Annotated in this window: 13 protein-coding genes; all 13 read right to left on the bottom strand. The window is 42.8% G+C overall.

Translation table 11 applies throughout. The annotated features are described in order from the left end of the window. Positions 1 to 258 precede the first annotated feature (258 nt). Positions 259 to 666 (bottom strand): hypothetical protein, encoded by a 408-nt coding sequence (locus AC1U9Z_RS12910; protein WP_479957649.1) that lies wholly within the window; start codon positions 664 to 666, stop codon positions 259 to 261. 74 nt (positions 667 to 740) lie between these two features. Beyond that, positions 741 to 1,538, bottom strand: coding sequence for an SLAP domain-containing protein (locus AC1U9Z_RS12905; protein WP_479957647.1), 798 nt, complete (start codon positions 1,536 to 1,538; stop codon positions 741 to 743). A 144-nt stretch (positions 1,539 to 1,682) separates the two neighbouring features. Continuing rightward, on the bottom strand, positions 1,683 to 2,756 hold the full coding sequence (locus AC1U9Z_RS12900) for a TolC family protein (RefSeq protein WP_479957645.1): 1,074 nt from the start codon (positions 2,754 to 2,756) through the stop codon (positions 1,683 to 1,685). 102 nt (positions 2,757 to 2,858) lie between these two features. Next, positions 2,859 to 4,994 (bottom strand): stalk domain-containing protein, encoded by a 2,136-nt coding sequence (locus tag AC1U9Z_RS12895; RefSeq protein ID WP_479957643.1) that lies wholly within the window; start codon positions 4,992 to 4,994, stop codon positions 2,859 to 2,861. A gap of 458 nt (positions 4,995 to 5,452) precedes the next feature. Beyond that, positions 5,453 to 6,841: a stalk domain-containing protein gene (locus AC1U9Z_RS12890; RefSeq protein ID WP_479957641.1), complete on the bottom strand. Its 1,389-nt coding sequence runs from the start codon at positions 6,839 to 6,841 to the stop codon at positions 5,453 to 5,455. Between the two features lie 61 nt (positions 6,842 to 6,902). Continuing rightward, on the bottom strand, positions 6,903 to 7,937 hold the full coding sequence (gene mreB / locus AC1U9Z_RS12885; RefSeq protein ID WP_479957639.1) for a rod shape-determining protein MreB: 1,035 nt from the start codon (positions 7,935 to 7,937) through the stop codon (positions 6,903 to 6,905). A gap of 381 nt (positions 7,938 to 8,318) precedes the next feature. After that, a complete protein-coding gene (spoIIID, locus tag AC1U9Z_RS12880; RefSeq protein WP_333531596.1) occupies positions 8,319 to 8,570 on the bottom strand; it encodes a sporulation transcriptional regulator SpoIIID in 252 nt (83 codons plus the stop codon). Positions 8,571 to 8,766: 196 nt separating this feature from the next. Next, on the bottom strand, positions 8,767 to 9,501 hold the full coding sequence (locus AC1U9Z_RS12875) for a peptidoglycan DD-metalloendopeptidase family protein (protein WP_479957637.1): 735 nt from the start codon (positions 9,499 to 9,501) through the stop codon (positions 8,767 to 8,769). A 117-nt stretch (positions 9,502 to 9,618) separates the two neighbouring features. After that, a complete protein-coding gene (gene spoIID / locus AC1U9Z_RS12870; RefSeq protein ID WP_479957635.1) occupies positions 9,619 to 10,581 on the bottom strand; it encodes a stage II sporulation protein D in 963 nt (320 codons plus the stop codon). Between the two features lie 360 nt (positions 10,582 to 10,941). Further along, positions 10,942 to 12,216 (bottom strand): UDP-N-acetylglucosamine 1-carboxyvinyltransferase, encoded by a 1,275-nt coding sequence (murA, locus tag AC1U9Z_RS12865; RefSeq protein WP_479957633.1) that lies wholly within the window; start codon positions 12,214 to 12,216, stop codon positions 10,942 to 10,944. Between the two features lie 212 nt (positions 12,217 to 12,428). Further along, positions 12,429 to 12,827: a F0F1 ATP synthase subunit epsilon gene (locus AC1U9Z_RS12860; protein WP_333531592.1), complete on the bottom strand. Its 399-nt coding sequence runs from the start codon at positions 12,825 to 12,827 to the stop codon at positions 12,429 to 12,431. A gap of 2 nt (positions 12,828 to 12,829) precedes the next feature. Continuing rightward, positions 12,830 to 14,248, bottom strand: a complete 1,419-nt coding sequence (gene atpD / locus AC1U9Z_RS12855; protein ID WP_333531591.1) for a F0F1 ATP synthase subunit beta — start codon at positions 14,246 to 14,248, stop codon at positions 12,830 to 12,832. Positions 14,249 to 14,289: 41 nt separating this feature from the next. Continuing rightward, positions 14,290 to 15,141: an ATP synthase F1 subunit gamma gene (atpG, locus tag AC1U9Z_RS12850; RefSeq protein ID WP_333531590.1), complete on the bottom strand. Its 852-nt coding sequence runs from the start codon at positions 15,139 to 15,141 to the stop codon at positions 14,290 to 14,292. Positions 15,142 to 15,185: the final 44 nt, after the last annotated feature.

Here is a 15,185-nt window from a genome sequence, read left to right as displayed (position 1 = left end):
AATTTTACCACTACTCAGTTTCTACAACAGTTGACAGGATTCCTTTTATTAAAATATAAAATTCTAGCTGTAATATTTGAAACTACTAGAAAATTTAACCATAATTATCGCTATTCCGTCAGTTTAATTTTTAAAAATTTATAAGCCATCTATTACTAAATTCTACAGCAATAGATGGCTTTATCAACAAATTTTTATAATCCAATAATTGTAGTATAATTCATGTATTAATAATGAAAGTTAGGTGAAAATCATTACTTAATTACTACCTGTTTTACCCTTCTTTTCTCTCAATATTCTTACAACATGTTCTTTTATCATTTCTAGTCTTGTATTAATTCCAAATATATTACAAACATTTATTAATGTTCTTTTTTCCTTCTGGTATTTTTCGCTTGCCAAAAATACCATGACTAATTCCTGAATAAAAAGTTGCTTTATTTTTATATCCATATCTTCCATGGGTGATAGTATATCTTCAAGACTTCTTTTTTGTCGAACCCTTTCCCAAATCCTATCCGCATAATGTTCTGATAAATTGTAGTTGGATAAAATGTTATAAATTAGTATTTTACTACTTTCTGTGACCTTTTCATCCATTGTTGATACACAAGTCAGTGTTTCTACATATGTAACCTTATCTTCTAATGTTTTAAAGGTATCCATTATCTTACGCCCCTTAATTTTATGTATTTTGTAACTTTTATTTTACATAATCAACTTATTAAACCTAACTCATTTTAAAACACTAGTATATTCCATGAGCTTAGATCCATTTTTTCTTCTAAAATTAATTCAGGGGGGTATGTAAATGTTCTTAAAAAGAAAAAATTTGGTTCTAGAACATGTTCCTCAATTTTAAAGACCGCTTTTGCTATCAATTTGTTTTCGTTGTCAATAACGCCCAGTTGAAATCTTGAAAGCTTAACAGGGTTAGTACAACCATGCCTAACAATAATTGTTACTAACAGTTCTCCCACATTATTTTTCTTTATATCAAATGGAGATACACTAATCGTGTTCTCCTTAACTGTTGGTAAAGCTCTTATAAATTGATTTAACCTTGATAATTCCTCTTCGTTAAGGGGGTCGGGTTCTTTATCCTGAACTATTTTTACGTAGGGTTCTTTTCCTTCACTCTTCTGATACCTTATTGAATAATTTTCCCCATCTTTTAACAAATCAGTATTATAAACATTTTCTTTATCAAAGAATACTTCCCATGGCCTAACTGAAAAAGGTTCTATATCACCCATTTTACTCAAATCAAAAGATTGTTTTGCTATTATATTCCCCTCATTATTCAATAGTTCACAAGTGGTTTGACCGAAGTAGAGTGTGTCAGATGAAGCATTTCTCAAATAAAGGCCCATTTCAATTTGATCATCATAATGTACAATATAGCTTTTATCGATTGATACCTGACCCTCCGCAAGGGGGGGTAACTCATTAATTTCCTTTATTATTAGTTCTTCTTCTATTATTGATTTTTTATAAACTCTATCAGGGTGAACTGATAGTTTTAGTGTTAATGTCATATCTTTTACCCCCCGTAAATATCTATCAAATACTACTAGTTAGAATTATACCCTATATAAGAGAAAATAAAGCCCACCAACTGAATTTTTTCTATACTACAATTCTTAGGTGGGCAAAATATTAATATGAAATATACTTAGTTATTAACTAATCTTTACATTTAATTCACCTGTTAATTTCTTCAAATTATCAATTGCTATAAAATAGTTAAACACTAATTCCTTTTTAGCAACTCGCAATTCTTCTAAAGCTAATTCTGAAACAACCACTTTATCCTTCGTTACCATGCCAACCTTTTGTTGAACCTCCAACAACCGCAAATTTTCTAATAGTTGTTTTTCTTGTTCCTCTATTTGTGCATACCTTGCCTTCATATTTTCTACCGTATGACAAAGCGTCCTCGCTTGTATACTAATTTGCTCTTTGGTATTCCTTAAGCTGTTTTTAGCAATTGCTTCATTGTAAGTACCAACATCTAAGTATGTCTCAAAAAATTTCATTTGTTCACTGTATCTCACAGCCTCTTCCGTATTCCAAGTTTCGTATGAGTTATTAACTGCTTTTAATACCTCAGTTTCCTTATCAAAATCAACAGGTAAAAAAGTTATATCATCAACTAACGTAGGTGCAGCTTTTGAATCTAACCCTATTAATATATTTAGCTCATTATATGCAGTTGCAAGTAAAGATTCGCTTTCTTTTAACCCTGTTTTGTCTTTAACTACCTGTGATTCAGCTGATAAAACCTCTAATTTAGTTGCCATGCCTACTTCATATTTAGAATGGATATTGGATAACTCTAAAAGAGATTTAGTTAAACTTAATTTAGAAGCTTGAACTTTATATTGCGCCAATAGTACATTAAAATACTTGCTTTTTGTATCAATAATTAGCTGCCGCTTATCATTTTCTAATCTTTTCTCCGATTTTTTTAATTCATAATCCAAACCATAATATGATTTGTATGGACTCTCCATGCTTTTATTATAATCCCTATCAATAGGAAAGGATGTTATATATTGACTCACACGATCAAACATCTTTTCTGTTTTATCTATTTCCATTTGGCCACTAGATAATGTCTTGCTTTGAGTAAAAGCTTTTTTAATTGCATCATTTAACGTTAACTCATCTTTATTTCCACTGTCCGCAAAAGCATTGCCACAAACACCAAGAAAAGATAACAAAAAAATCAATATTATTATTTTTTTATTCATGCAAATCCCCTCGTTTTTTCCTAAAAGTTAACAAGGTAGTTTTTTGAGGAAAAGGCCCAGACCAGTGTTGGTCTGGGCCTCTTTAGTTAATTATTTTATCAATTATTGAGAAATTACTACTTGACCGTTAGCAAAACCAACCAGTCCACCAAATCCTTCAGCAACGAAGCGGGCGGGTAACATGGTACGGCCATTTACAACTTCTGGCGCTACATCCATTTGAACGTTGGTGTCATTTTTAACTAGTGTCTTGCTACCAATAGTCAGGCTCAGAGTTACATCATTCTTCTTCAGAGTTACAACACCATTTTCAAAACCGATATCGTCTTCCATTACACCCATAGCCAGTGCCAAGTAACGAACTGGAACGTAGGTGCGACCATCCTTAATGTATGGAGCAGCATCCATAACTTTAGTTACTCCAGCTGCAGTATAAATTGAAGAGCCTACGTTAAAGATAGCAGTACCTGCTTCGGGAGCGGGAGTAGCTACGTTAGCAATCATAGCCTTAACAACATAGTCTGTGTCAAACTCTTCAGCTTCTAGTTTACCAGAAACGCCTTGATTCTTGTCATTCAGTACTACAGCGTCACCCTTAACTTTAACTTCTACAGATCCTTCAGGAACGGTACGATCTACGGACAGTTTAATGCCAGAAATTTTAATCTTGCTGGCTTTGCCACTTGTAGACTTAACAGGAATGGTTAATGTTTCATCATCGGTATCAACACCATCTTCATCAATATCGATGTTGCCTTCAATCACTTGTACATTTGGAGTGCCATCCCAATCAACGTTATTAGGCAGAACCAGTTTCAGGTCACCCTTCTTAATTCCTTCGTCTTTACCTTCGGTGATAATGATATCACCTATAGCCTGGCCTTTAGCACCAATCTTAACGTTGGTTACAGTGGCTTCAAGAGCTACGGGGGCTATAGCTTTTGCTAAAACTACTTTTCCTTCAATCCCGGCTTTACTAGTAACTACCGCTTCAACATCACCAGACTTGTCAGCTTGAACACTCACTTCGAAGTCAATTTTAATTTCAACCTTACCATTACCATTAGGTTTTAAAGTGATATCAAGATCATTGTCTTCGCCAGTAGGTGTGTCAATAGTGTAAGAGGTTAGATTTTTATTTGAGCCGCTTACCAAACTGGCTTTAGAAATTTTAACCCAACTTGGGAATTTAATGTTGATTTTACGGTCAGCAATAATACTACCCTTAACATCTTCTTTGATGTATAGGGTTTGTAATTCTTGCTCTGTCTCACCAGCAAAAATTTCTTCCGGGTCTCCATCACACTTCACGGTTGCGCCATAATCAGCGTATTCTGCAACAATCAGATCTGCATCATCTACTTTGTCACCGGACAATTCAACGGTTACATCGCCAAAGTCAGCGTCATTTTTTGCAGAGAAGTAGGGGGTGATTTGGATAATACCACGTTGTGTACGGCTATCCTTGGGATCAATTTTAATTTCCAAAGTGCGATCTTCAGGGTTACTCTTGTCAGCTACTATAGATGCAGCGCCTTCAAAACCACCCAAGAAAGCAACGCTATTTACAGTATCAGTTACATTCCATTTAAAGTCTTTAGGTAATTTTAATTTTATCACCTGAGGATCGTCACCAATAGCACCTACGCTATTTTCAGTAATACGGATAACGCCACCTTTGACGTTGCCATCACCAACAGTCTCTTTCTTTATAACAGTAGCAGTAGTGTCCCCGCCTGCAACTTCACCAATGATAAATTTACCAGAGGTGATGCCGGAGCCAAGACCATCAACAGTTGCCTCAATGGCGGTACCGTCAAAACCATCAATTTCCACTCTGGGGCGAATTTGAATAAAATCATGAGTGGTACTACTTACGGTAGCAGGAAGGGTAATATCTACAGTGTAGTCTCCGCTAATTACAACGTTAGCGTTAGGCAGAAGTGCGTAGCTAGCGTTTACACCGTCTTTATAGTATACCATGTCGTTTACACTGTTTTTAATTTTTACCCCTGCCGGGAGAGTAACTGTAAAGGTTTTGCCAGCCAAGAAGTCATCAGTATAATCTTTGTCTTCTGCAATTGTTAAGTAACCAAGTTCACCTTTATAATCATCAGCAACCATAGGAACATTGGAAACACGGTTGTCAGAAGCAGCAAAGGCTCCAGTAGCGGGAAGTATCCCAACCAACATCGACATAGCTAATAAGCTAGAAACAACTTTTTTACTCTTTTTCAATCTATTTCCCTCCTAAATATTATTCCAAGGATTTTTGGTTTTGTTTTTGTGGGTTGCCCCATTTGTTGGATCCCTTTCCTTGGAAAAAGTTCACCAAATCATTGATTGGTTAGTTGGACGAACCATTCCTTTTAAAGGTTCGCCACCCCCCCCTTTCAATTCTTTTGTAAAATTGACGAGATCTTTTACCAACCACACATGTAACACAGTATTTATTTGTCAATTATGATTTCTGTGTCTCTGTCGGCAAAAACCCCTAAATTTTGGTCTTTTCCATTATTGAAGGTCCTGTTTCCCTTTACATAACGATAGACGACTTAAGCCTACAATAGGTTCCAATTAAAATCACTTTTTTATAAAATATTTTGCAAGGAACATGAGCATGATACTAATACCTGTTATCTAAACCGATAGACGCTATCTTTTGATCTTTTGTTCCTGAAATAATTAATTGCAATTTATCTATTTGGAATGCATATGCTATGTGGCAAGTAGTTATTTTCCTTAGCATGATCTATACTAGTAAACCAAGCCTTATCATCTACTTTGATTTTTTTAGCTTCTGAGCAACCCGGCAAGTGAAACATCTGTTTCTTTATGTCCCCTACGTATAGCCCAAAGTCAACCGGTGGATGTGCTTCTTTTTTGCTACTATTCATAGCGGGCAAATTATTATACTCCGTTGCCAAGGAGTATTCTTTTCCGTTTGTAGTAATAGTTACCGTACCATTTAAATCTGTTCTATAGATCTTTGCGCCACTAATAATTATTCGTTCCAGCGTTTTTTGGCTGGGTAGTAGATCCTTATTTGCCTCACCCACAAATATTATTGCGACTTGCGGTTTAACACTCTTAAGTAATGACTCACTAGTAGAGTACTCTCCGCCATGATTTGCTATCTTTATTATTTGGGCTGGGCCTTGATAATTAATCATCTGCTCTTTGTTGCCTTCAACATCCCCCATAAAGAGAAACCCAACATTACCGACAGTAAATCTACTTACAACAGAAGCGCTCTTAAAGCTTTCCTTGATGTTATCTTGGTATTTTGTTAATATTTGAAGCTTTGTGTCATAAATATTTATTTCCTGTTCCCTTACCGTTTCCCATACCATTCCTTTTTCTTGCTGTTTAATTGCGGATTCTTTATACTTAAGGTAAGAATCACCTGAAGATATTTTTCCGCTATCAATTAACCGCTTAACTTTAAACTGTTTTAATATAGTAGGTAATCCCCCCATATTTTCTTCACTAGGCTGAGTTGAAATCAAAAGATCGATTTCCTTTATCCTTTGATCTCTTAAAAAACTTGTTAATTTGCTGACGTTGTCCCAGTCCCCGCCATCAATTAATATGCTTTTATCCATTATCTGTATAAAAATAGCTTCTCCTGACCCTAAGTCTATAAAATGCACTTTTACAGGTTCTTTACTTTTAGTAATAGATATCACATTATTCTCATATGTTACTTTTGCATCTATAGCTTCTGAAACAAACCTTAACGGAATCATCGTATGACCATTTATCGACTTCGCTGGTACATCCAGAAACCTATGAGTATTGTTGACGTAGGCGTCCTTAGAGCCCATCTTAAGAGTAATGACCGTGTCATATCTTTTTGCCCAAATGATACCATTTACTTCATTATAATTCACTTCCGCATCTAAAGCGTTAAATATTGCCCTAAGGGGTACTAAAACCCTTCCATTCTCTATTAACGTCGGGGCATCCAAATTTAGCTTTTTCCCATCTACAATAACATCAACACCCTGGTTACCCATAGCTGTTCCAACTGTTGTTAAGACTAATAGTGATAGGGATAATAGAATTATAAAATATCTCTTCATAAATACTATCGCTCCTTTCAATAATATAAGCCCTTATTAAAGATATTAAGAAAAGATACGTCTACCCCATAACCTTCTTAAACAACTTCCCACTCTTCTGCTTCGGCAGCACATTCATCATGGCCAAAGCCTTCCCTGTCCCCTGAGCCACACAGGAAATAGCATCATCCGCTATATAAACTGCCAAACCAGTTTCCTCTGAAATCAGAGTATCCAATCCATGCAGCAAAGCACCACCGCCTGTCATGACAATACCCTTGTTCACAATATCTGCCGCCAATTCCGGCGGGGTCATTTCCAGCACTTCTTTTACCGAACTGATCACTGCTTCCAGGGGTTCAGCTATGGCGTTATAAACCTGGTGACTGCTTACTGTAACAGCCTTGGGTAGCCCAGTTATCAGGTCGCGGCCCCGGATTTCGGTGACTCTTTCGGGTGTCTTCTCTGGAACAGCGGTGGCTACTTCTACTTTGATTTCTTCGCCGGTGCGTTCGCCGATCATGAGGCTGAATTCTTTCCTTATATAGCGTACGATGGCTTCGTCGAATTTATCACCACCAACGCGGATGGAACGGCTGCAAACAATGCCGCCGAGGGAAAGTACTGCTACGTCGGAGGTGCCGCCGCCGATGTCGACGATCATGGAGCCGCTGGGTTCGGCGATGTCGATGCCTGCGCCGAGGGCTGCGGCCAAGGGTTCTTCGATGAGGTGGGCGGTACTGGCTCCGGCGGAGACGGAGGCTTGGCGGACGGCCCTTTCTTCGACACCGGTGACGCCGGAGGGTATGCAGATCATAACCCGGGGGCGGAAGAACCACTTTTTGCCGTTGGCTTTATTAATGAAGTAACGGAGCATTTTTTCGGTTACGTCGTAGTCGGCAATGACACCTTCCCTGAGGGGGCGGGTGGCGACAATGTTGCCGGGGGTACGGCCCAGCATGCGGCGGGCTTCTTCGCCTACGGCGATGATTTTTCCGGTGTCTTTGTTGATGGCAACCACCGAGGGTTCCCGGAGTACGATGCCTTTTCCTTTGACAAATACCAGAACACTGGCGGTTCCTAAATCTATTCCTATATCGGTGTTGAGACCAAACATTTTGGTGTTCCTCCTAGCTTGTTGTTTGTATTGGATGGGTAGTTCGCTGACCTGCGTTTTAGCGGTCACTCTTGTTAGCCGCAGCTTTATTGCATGTATTTCTTACGGTTCTGGTACACTAAGGGTTACTGCTATTACATAACGTATCGAATTTCTTAGCTCCTGTGTTGTTTTCAAAAAGCTAAAAGATAATAGCCAAAGGCTTGACCCCAAAACATTAGCTTAAGCCTGGGGCTTGTCCCTTACGTAGTGCCCTCAAGCTGGGTGGTTGTACTAGGTCTATGAAAAGAAAAACAGGAATGGCAGATTATCCTAAAAATGTAGGATTCTCTATTTCCTGTGTAAATCCCTCTTTATCTGCAAAATTTCTCTGTTTTTTGACTAACTAATTTCTTTATACTTTCTACGGGTGGCTTCTCCGCCCCTGAGGTGTCTTTCTGCTTTGTTTTCATCTAGTATGGTTTTTACTTCCTGGGCCAGGTGTTTGTTTAGGGACGGGAGTCGTTCGGTCATGTCTTTGTGGACCGTGCTTTTGCTAACTTGAAAGACTTGAGCCGCTTTTCTTACGGTAGCCCTGGTCTCTAAAATATACGCACATATGTCCAGCACCCGCTTTTGGATGTAGTCCTGCATTTTACTACCCCCCATTTGAGAAGTGAGACGTGAGATGTTAGAAGTCAGAAGTGTGAGAATGGATGTCTTCTTTGGTATTACTTCACTCCGAGCTACTTTTTACTTAAATATATGCGGGGGGGTAGGAGAAATGTCACAAAATAAAAAGAAAATGGCCTTAAATTGGCCATTTGGATGAGCAATGACAAGTTATAATTTATTTCCAGTAGATATTAGGATCTACTGGTTCACCGTTTTTGGTGATTTGGAAGTACAAGTGATTCTCTAAAACACCATTGGTTCTGCTGTTTTTGCCCAGGGTGCCAAGGGTTTGGTTTTTGTCAAGCTGTTGTCCTGTTTGGACTTGAACATTTTCTAGACCGCTGTAGGAGGATTCCCAATTGTTATCGTGTCTTAGGGTAACAACCATGGTGTTGTTTTCTGCAGTGGAAATCCCGGAGACGGTCCCGGCCAGTGCCGTTTTAATTTCTGTGCCTTGGTCGCCGGCTAGGGCAACTCCCGTGTTATAGCGATAGTCTTTAAAGACTTCGGAGAAGGTCATACCCACTCCTGTGAGTACATGGCCCATGACTGGTTTGACCATTTCCTCCGGGTTTACATTCGGTTGTGTTACGGTGGTGGTATTTTTTGCTTTGGGTATTGCTGTCTCTGTATTATTTTGTTCTTGGGTGGTTGGTTTCTTTTGGTAGTCCTCTTTAATTATTTGGTTGGTATTACTTCCTGTGACGGCATCTTTTACTGTCCGGTCATTTTGCCAGTTGTATATGCCGTAGGCGGATAGAAGGGCTATGACTACCACTGCACTGATTCGTGCGGCGGCATTAAATTTGCCGTTTCCTTTGAGCAGCCATTTTTTTAGCCATTTGCGGTATTTTTTCATGAGGTCTTGGTTGCGTAATTGGTTGCGTAGTGAGTTTTCGAAGGGCCACATAGTTTCATCCCCTTTGGTAGTCGTGCTTCGTTGGTTATAGTATTGCCAGGATAAGGGGGTGAATATACGCTGGGGTCCGGCTTGAATAATTCACTTATTTGAGCCGGACCCCTTATCCTATTTCATGGTTTTTATTTCTACGCCGGTGTAGTAATGTTTCAGTATTTCCTCATAGCTTTTACCTTGTTGGGCTAGGCCTTTGGCGCCGTATTGGCAAAGGCCGACGCCGTGGCCGTAGCCTTTGGTGGTGAAGGTAATTTTGTCGCCGTTGATGTTCCAGGAGATGCGGGTGGAACGAAGGTTTAGGATTTCTCTGAGTAGGGTGGCTGGGTATTCTTTGTTGCCAAATTCGATTTCTTTGGGACGGCCGGTTGCGGTTTCCTGGGTAATTTTGATGGCCTGGTTTTTGGTGGTTGACACGGGTACGGCTGATAGGTTGGTTTTTAGTTTTTGGTCTATTTCTGCCAGGGTATAGGTTACTTGTCTATCCGGCTCTGGGTCAGCACAGTAGGGGCAGTCTACTCCCTTTAGATAGGGGAGTGCGGCAACCCAGACTTCTTCGGCGTTTTCGGTGCTGCCGCCGCAAGAGGCGTGAAAGGCCGGGAATATCAGTTGGGATTTATAACTTATTACTTGTCCTCTGGTGGCATCCACTCCCCATTGGATTTTGTAGTAGTATTCGAGGTATTTTATTTTGCCCCAACGTTTTTCCATCTCCTCTCGGGAGATCCAGGCTTGTCCGTCCCGGGGGTCACTGGATACGTCCGCTCCAGGGTAGCGTGCATTTTTTACGCCTCCCGGGGCCATGCGCTGCATGATATAGGTGCGGGCTGCTACGGATTGTGCCTTTAGTGCTTCCACTGGGAAGGAGGCCGGCATTTCAGCTGCCACTACGCCGACGATGTATTCTTCTAGCGGGAGGGATTCAATTTTTTGGGTTTGGTGGTTGTACATTTTAACGGTTGTGCCTACGGATTGGATTTGTGGTGGATTGATTAGTTGGTAAAGTTTTAGAGAAATGTTGGGAAAGGCCACTAGTAGGGTTAGGAAGCCTAAGAGGGCTAGGAGGATTTTTTTCACTTTTGGGAGCACCGTCCTTTTATTAGCCGTCGGCCTTCAGCCATCAGCCTTTAGCGCTTTGAATGTATTTCTTAGGGGGTTTTTAAAGCCGTGTTATATAGAGATAAGTTGCCTATTTTATTAATATGATAGCAATTGGTAAAATATGTTATATATTTTTATTGGATTGGATAGTATAGCTGGTTTTTACAATGATCGGTTTGTTTTATGTGCTGACAGGGAGAGGTGCAACAAAGCTGGTGTGGGCGGTTAGATCCAGATGATTGTCTGGCTTATGAGAGGGGTTTGATTCCCTTCGATTAGAAAGAGGGCGACCAAAGGTCGCCCCTACGCATGGCTCGCTAACGGTGGATGGCAAAATTACACCAACATCGGCACCCGTTCTTCCACACGTTGGATATCTGCTCCTATGGCTTGCAGCTTCTCAATCAGCTTTTCATACCCTCGGTCAATGTGGTGAATGTTGGATACGCCGGTTTGGTTGGTGGCGGTTAGGCCGGCTAGGATCATGGCCGCGCCGGCTCGGAGGTCGGTGGCTTTGACTTCGGCTCCGGTTAGGGTCCTTACTCCTTGGACGATGGCGGTGCGGCCTTCTATTTTGATTCTGGCACCCATGCGTTTTAGTTCATTGACATGCATAAAGCGGTTTTCAAAGACTGTCTCTGTGATGATGCTGGTACCCTCGGAAACGGTCATGAGGGTCATGAACTGGGCCTGCATGTCGGTGGGAAAGCCGGGGTAGGGTAGGGTTTTGATGTCTACGCCTTTTAATTTACTTTGGCTTCTCACTCGAATTTGGGTTTCCTCTTCGATAATTTCTGCACCGGCTTCTTTTAGTTTGGCCACGATAGGCTTGAGGTGGTCGGCAATCACGTTTTCCACGACCACATCACCTCGGGTCATGGCTGCTGCCACCAGGTAGGTGCCTGCTTCGATGCGGTCTGGGATCACTGCATGGGTGGTGCCGGTTAGCTCTGGTACGCCGGTAATGCGGATGACCTTGGTACCGGCCCCCTTGATTTTGGCTCCCATGGCGTTAAGGTAGTTGGCCAGGTCGACAATCTCCGGTTCTTCGGCTGCGTTTTCGATGATGGTTTGGCCCTTGGCGAGAACCGCAGCCATCATAATATTTTCGGTGGCTCCTACGCTGGGGAAATCCAAGTAGATATCAGAGCCTGTGAGTTCTTGGGCTGAGGCCTCGATATAGCCGGAACCATAGCGGATATCGGCACCCAAGGCAGAAAAACCTTTGAGATGGAGGTCGATGGGTCTGGTGCCGATGGCACAGCCACCGGGTAAGGAAATTCTGGCTTTGCCCTCTCTGGCTAGGAGGGGACCCATGACTAAAAAGGAAGCCCTCATTTTGCGAACGTATTCATAGGGGGCTTCTATATTGGTAAGGGTGGGAACAGTAATTAGGAGTTCCCCCTCTGATTTTATTATTTTGGCTCCTAGGTGTTCGAGGACGGAGCAAATGACTCCGACATCGGCTAGGTTGGGTACGTCTAGCAGCCTGGTTTGGGTTGTTGTCAGTAGGGATGCTGCCAGGACCGGAAGTACTGCGTTTTTTGCGCCGCTGACGCGGATGTTGCCCTTGAGGGGGTTACCGCCTGTGATGATGATTTTTTCTTCCATGGGTTCTCCTTTTGTCAGTCGTCAGCCATCCGCCTTCAGCGGTAATGTGTGGGAGGACTCCCCCCGTCAGCTTCGCTGCCAGCCCCCTCGGAGAGGGAGGTTTTTGGGCTAACAGCTAATGGCAAATAGCTACCTGCTAGTATTACCAAAAAGCTTGCTATAAATACAAAAAACCCAGGATAGTCAATAATTGCTATCCTGGGTTTTTCTGCTTATTCCGCAGCTTTGATACGGTTGAGGGCCTTGTGTAAGGCGATTTCCGCACGTTTGATGTCGACTTCCAAGTTTTTGCTGTTGATGCGCTGCTCTGCACGCTGTTTAGCGGCATTCGCACGATCGACATCAATTTGGTCGGCTCTTTCAGCGGTATCAGCCAGAACAACGATCCGGCTGTTCTTGACTTCCATGAACCCACCGCTGACGGCCACCTTAAAGAATTTGCCGCCCTGCTGTACCCTCAAAGTTCCAACCTTAAGAGCTGTGACCAGAGGAGCGTGTTCAGGCAAGATACCGAGTTCACCGTCGGCACCTGGTGCTACGACGAATTCGATTTCCTCGCTGAAAACTACCTTTTCAGGAGTGACAATATCAAGGCGTTGGGTTTTTGCCATAATTATGCACCAGCCTCAATACGTTTTGCATTCTCGATAACTTCGTCAATGTCACCCGCCATGTAGAAAGCTTGCTCTGGCAGATGGTCATGTTTACCTTCGAGAATTTCGTTAAAGCTGCGAATGTTATCCTTCAGAGGTACGAAACGGCCTGGTCTGCCGGTAAAGGTTTCAGCAACGCTGAAGGGCTGGGATAAGAAACGCTGCAGTTTACGTGCACGTGCCACCAGCACTTTATCTTCGTCGGACAATTCATCCATACCAAGAATAGCGATGATATCCTGGAGCTCCTTATAACGTTGCAGAACACCCTGTACCCCACGGGCACAATCGTAGTGCTCTTTCCCCACAACCTGAGGGTCAAGAATACGAGAGGTGGAATCCAAAGGGTCAACAGCCGGATAGATACCCAACTCGGAGATGGCACGGCTTAATACTACGGTGGCGTCCAAGTGTGCGAATGCGTTGGCCGGCGCCGGGTCGGTTAAGTCGTCCGCAGGCACGTAAATGGCCTGTACCGAGGTAATGGAACCCTTACGGGTAGATGTAATACGTTCTTGCAGTTGACCCATTTCAGTAGCCAAGGTGGGCTGGTAACCTACGGCGGAAGGCATACGGCCTAGCAACGCGGAAACCTCGGAACCTGCCTGGGTGAAACGGAAGATGTTATCAATGAAGAGCAGGGTGTCGGCACCCTCTTCATCACGGAAATATTCGGCCATGGTAAGACCAGTCAAACCTACGCGGAGACGAGCTCCCGGGGGTTCGTTCATCTGACCGAACACCATGGTGGTCTTATCTAAAACGCCGGAATCCTTCATTTCGTGATAAAGATCGTTACCTTCACGGGTACGCTCACCAACACCGGCGAATACGGAGATACCACCGTGTTGTTTTGCAATATTGTTAATCAGCTCCAAAATTAGAACTGTCTTACCTACACCAGCACCACCGAACAGACCAATTTTACCACCCTTCAGGAAGGGGATCATTAGGTCTACTACCTTGATGCCAGTCTCCAAGATTTCTGCTTTGGTGGACTGGTCTACCAGGGCAGGAGCAGGACGGTGAATTGGATAGTGTATCTCGGATTTAACCGGTTCTAAACCATCAATTTCGTCGCCAATTACGTTCAACATACGTCCTAGAACGGGGCGACCTACGGGTACGGCGATGGCTTTATCCGTGTCAACAACATTCATGCCACGTTTCAAACCCTCTGTGGAGGACATGGCGATGGCACGAACACGGTTGTTGCCCAAGTGTTGAGCCACTTCCAAAGTTAAGTTCCATTCGGTGGATTTATCTTCTTGGTCCTCCGTTCGGATCTTAAGGGCGTTATATATGCCGGGTACCTGGCCTGGTGCGAACTCAATGTCCACAACCACGCCGATAACCGTGACGACTCGGCCTACGTTCATTAGGTTCTCCGACCTCCTTGCAGTCAGATTTCAGTGCACATTTACTCAAGCGCTGCAGCACCGCCAACAATCTCGGAAATCTCCTTGGTGATGGCAGCCTGACGGGCTCGGTTCAAGGATAGGGTTAGTTTATTAATCATATCCTTGGCGTTATTAGTAGCGGAATCCATGGCAGTCATACGGGCACCTTGCTCGCCGGCTTTTGCTTCCAGCATGGCACGGAAAACCGTTGACTCCACGTACGTGGGTAATAGTTCAGATAATACTGCTTCGGCAGATGGTTCGTAGATGTACTCCATCTTGGGTCCTTTGGATTCCTCTGCAGGAGTTTCCACCGGCAGTAATTTTACTGTGACGGGACGCTGTGTGAGAACGTTAACGAACTCACTGAAAATCAACCTTACTTCGTCAAATTCCCCGGCCATGTATTTGTCCATAACAAAATTGGCAATCTCTTTGGCTTGGGAAAATTGAATGGATTCACCTAACTGTACAAAGGAAGCTGACATAGCATAACCACGACGGTTGAAATAATCTCTAGACTTCCTACCTACAGCCACGATTGATGTATTGTTTATATCGCCCACTTCACCTGAAGCTTTTCGCAACACGTTGGCGTTGTAGCCACCACACAGGCCTCTATCGGCTGAAATAACCACGTAGGCAGTTGTTTTTATCTCCCGAACTTCCAGCAGAGGATGACTGGCACCACCACTGGCGGCAGCCACACGGCTGAGCACTTCTTTAATTTTCAGCGCAAAGGGACGGGCGGATGTAACAGCCTCCTGAGAACGACGCAGTTTGGCAGCTGCAACCATTTTCATAGCTTTGGTGATTTGTTGGGTATTTTTAACACTCTTAATCCGGCGCCTAATATCTTGCGCACTGGCCATCTACTAAATCACCACCTTTTTTCGGGCAACGGAGTCCTTACAAA

The organism is Desulfotomaculum sp., assembly GCF_982386235.1.
This window is presented reverse-complemented; position numbering and strand designations above follow the sequence as displayed.

What these genes read in the sequence shown, in the direction of transcription:
- mreB (WP_479957639.1), bottom strand. Translation starts at nt 7,937, where the DNA reads ATGTTTGGTCTCAACACCGATATAGGAATAGATTTAGGAACCGCCAGT.
- AC1U9Z_RS12875 (WP_479957637.1), bottom strand. Translation starts at nt 9,501, where the DNA reads ATGTGGCCCTTCGAAAACTCACTACGCAACCAATTACGCAACCAAGAC.
- spoIIID (WP_333531596.1), bottom strand. Translation starts at nt 8,570, where the DNA reads ATGCAGGACTACATCCAAAAGCGGGTGCTGGACATATGTGCGTATATT.
- AC1U9Z_RS12905 (WP_479957647.1), bottom strand. Translation starts at nt 1,538, where the DNA reads ATGACATTAACACTAAAACTATCAGTTCACCCTGATAGAGTTTATAAA.
- AC1U9Z_RS12860 (WP_333531592.1), bottom strand. Translation starts at nt 12,827, where the DNA reads ATGGCAAAAACCCAACGCCTTGATATTGTCACTCCTGAAAAGGTAGTT.
- AC1U9Z_RS12910 (WP_479957649.1), bottom strand. Translation starts at nt 666, where the DNA reads ATGGATACCTTTAAAACATTAGAAGATAAGGTTACATATGTAGAAACA.
- atpG (WP_333531590.1), bottom strand. Translation starts at nt 15,141, where the DNA reads ATGGCCAGTGCGCAAGATATTAGGCGCCGGATTAAGAGTGTTAAAAAT.
- AC1U9Z_RS12890 (WP_479957641.1), bottom strand. Translation starts at nt 6,841, where the DNA reads ATGAAGAGATATTTTATAATTCTATTATCCCTATCACTATTAGTCTTA.
- atpD (WP_333531591.1), bottom strand. Translation starts at nt 14,248, where the DNA reads ATGAACGTAGGCCGAGTCGTCACGGTTATCGGCGTGGTTGTGGACATT.
- AC1U9Z_RS12900 (WP_479957645.1), bottom strand. Translation starts at nt 2,756, where the DNA reads ATGAATAAAAAAATAATAATATTGATTTTTTTGTTATCTTTTCTTGGT.
- murA (WP_479957633.1), bottom strand. Translation starts at nt 12,216, where the DNA reads ATGGAAGAAAAAATCATCATCACAGGCGGTAACCCCCTCAAGGGCAAC.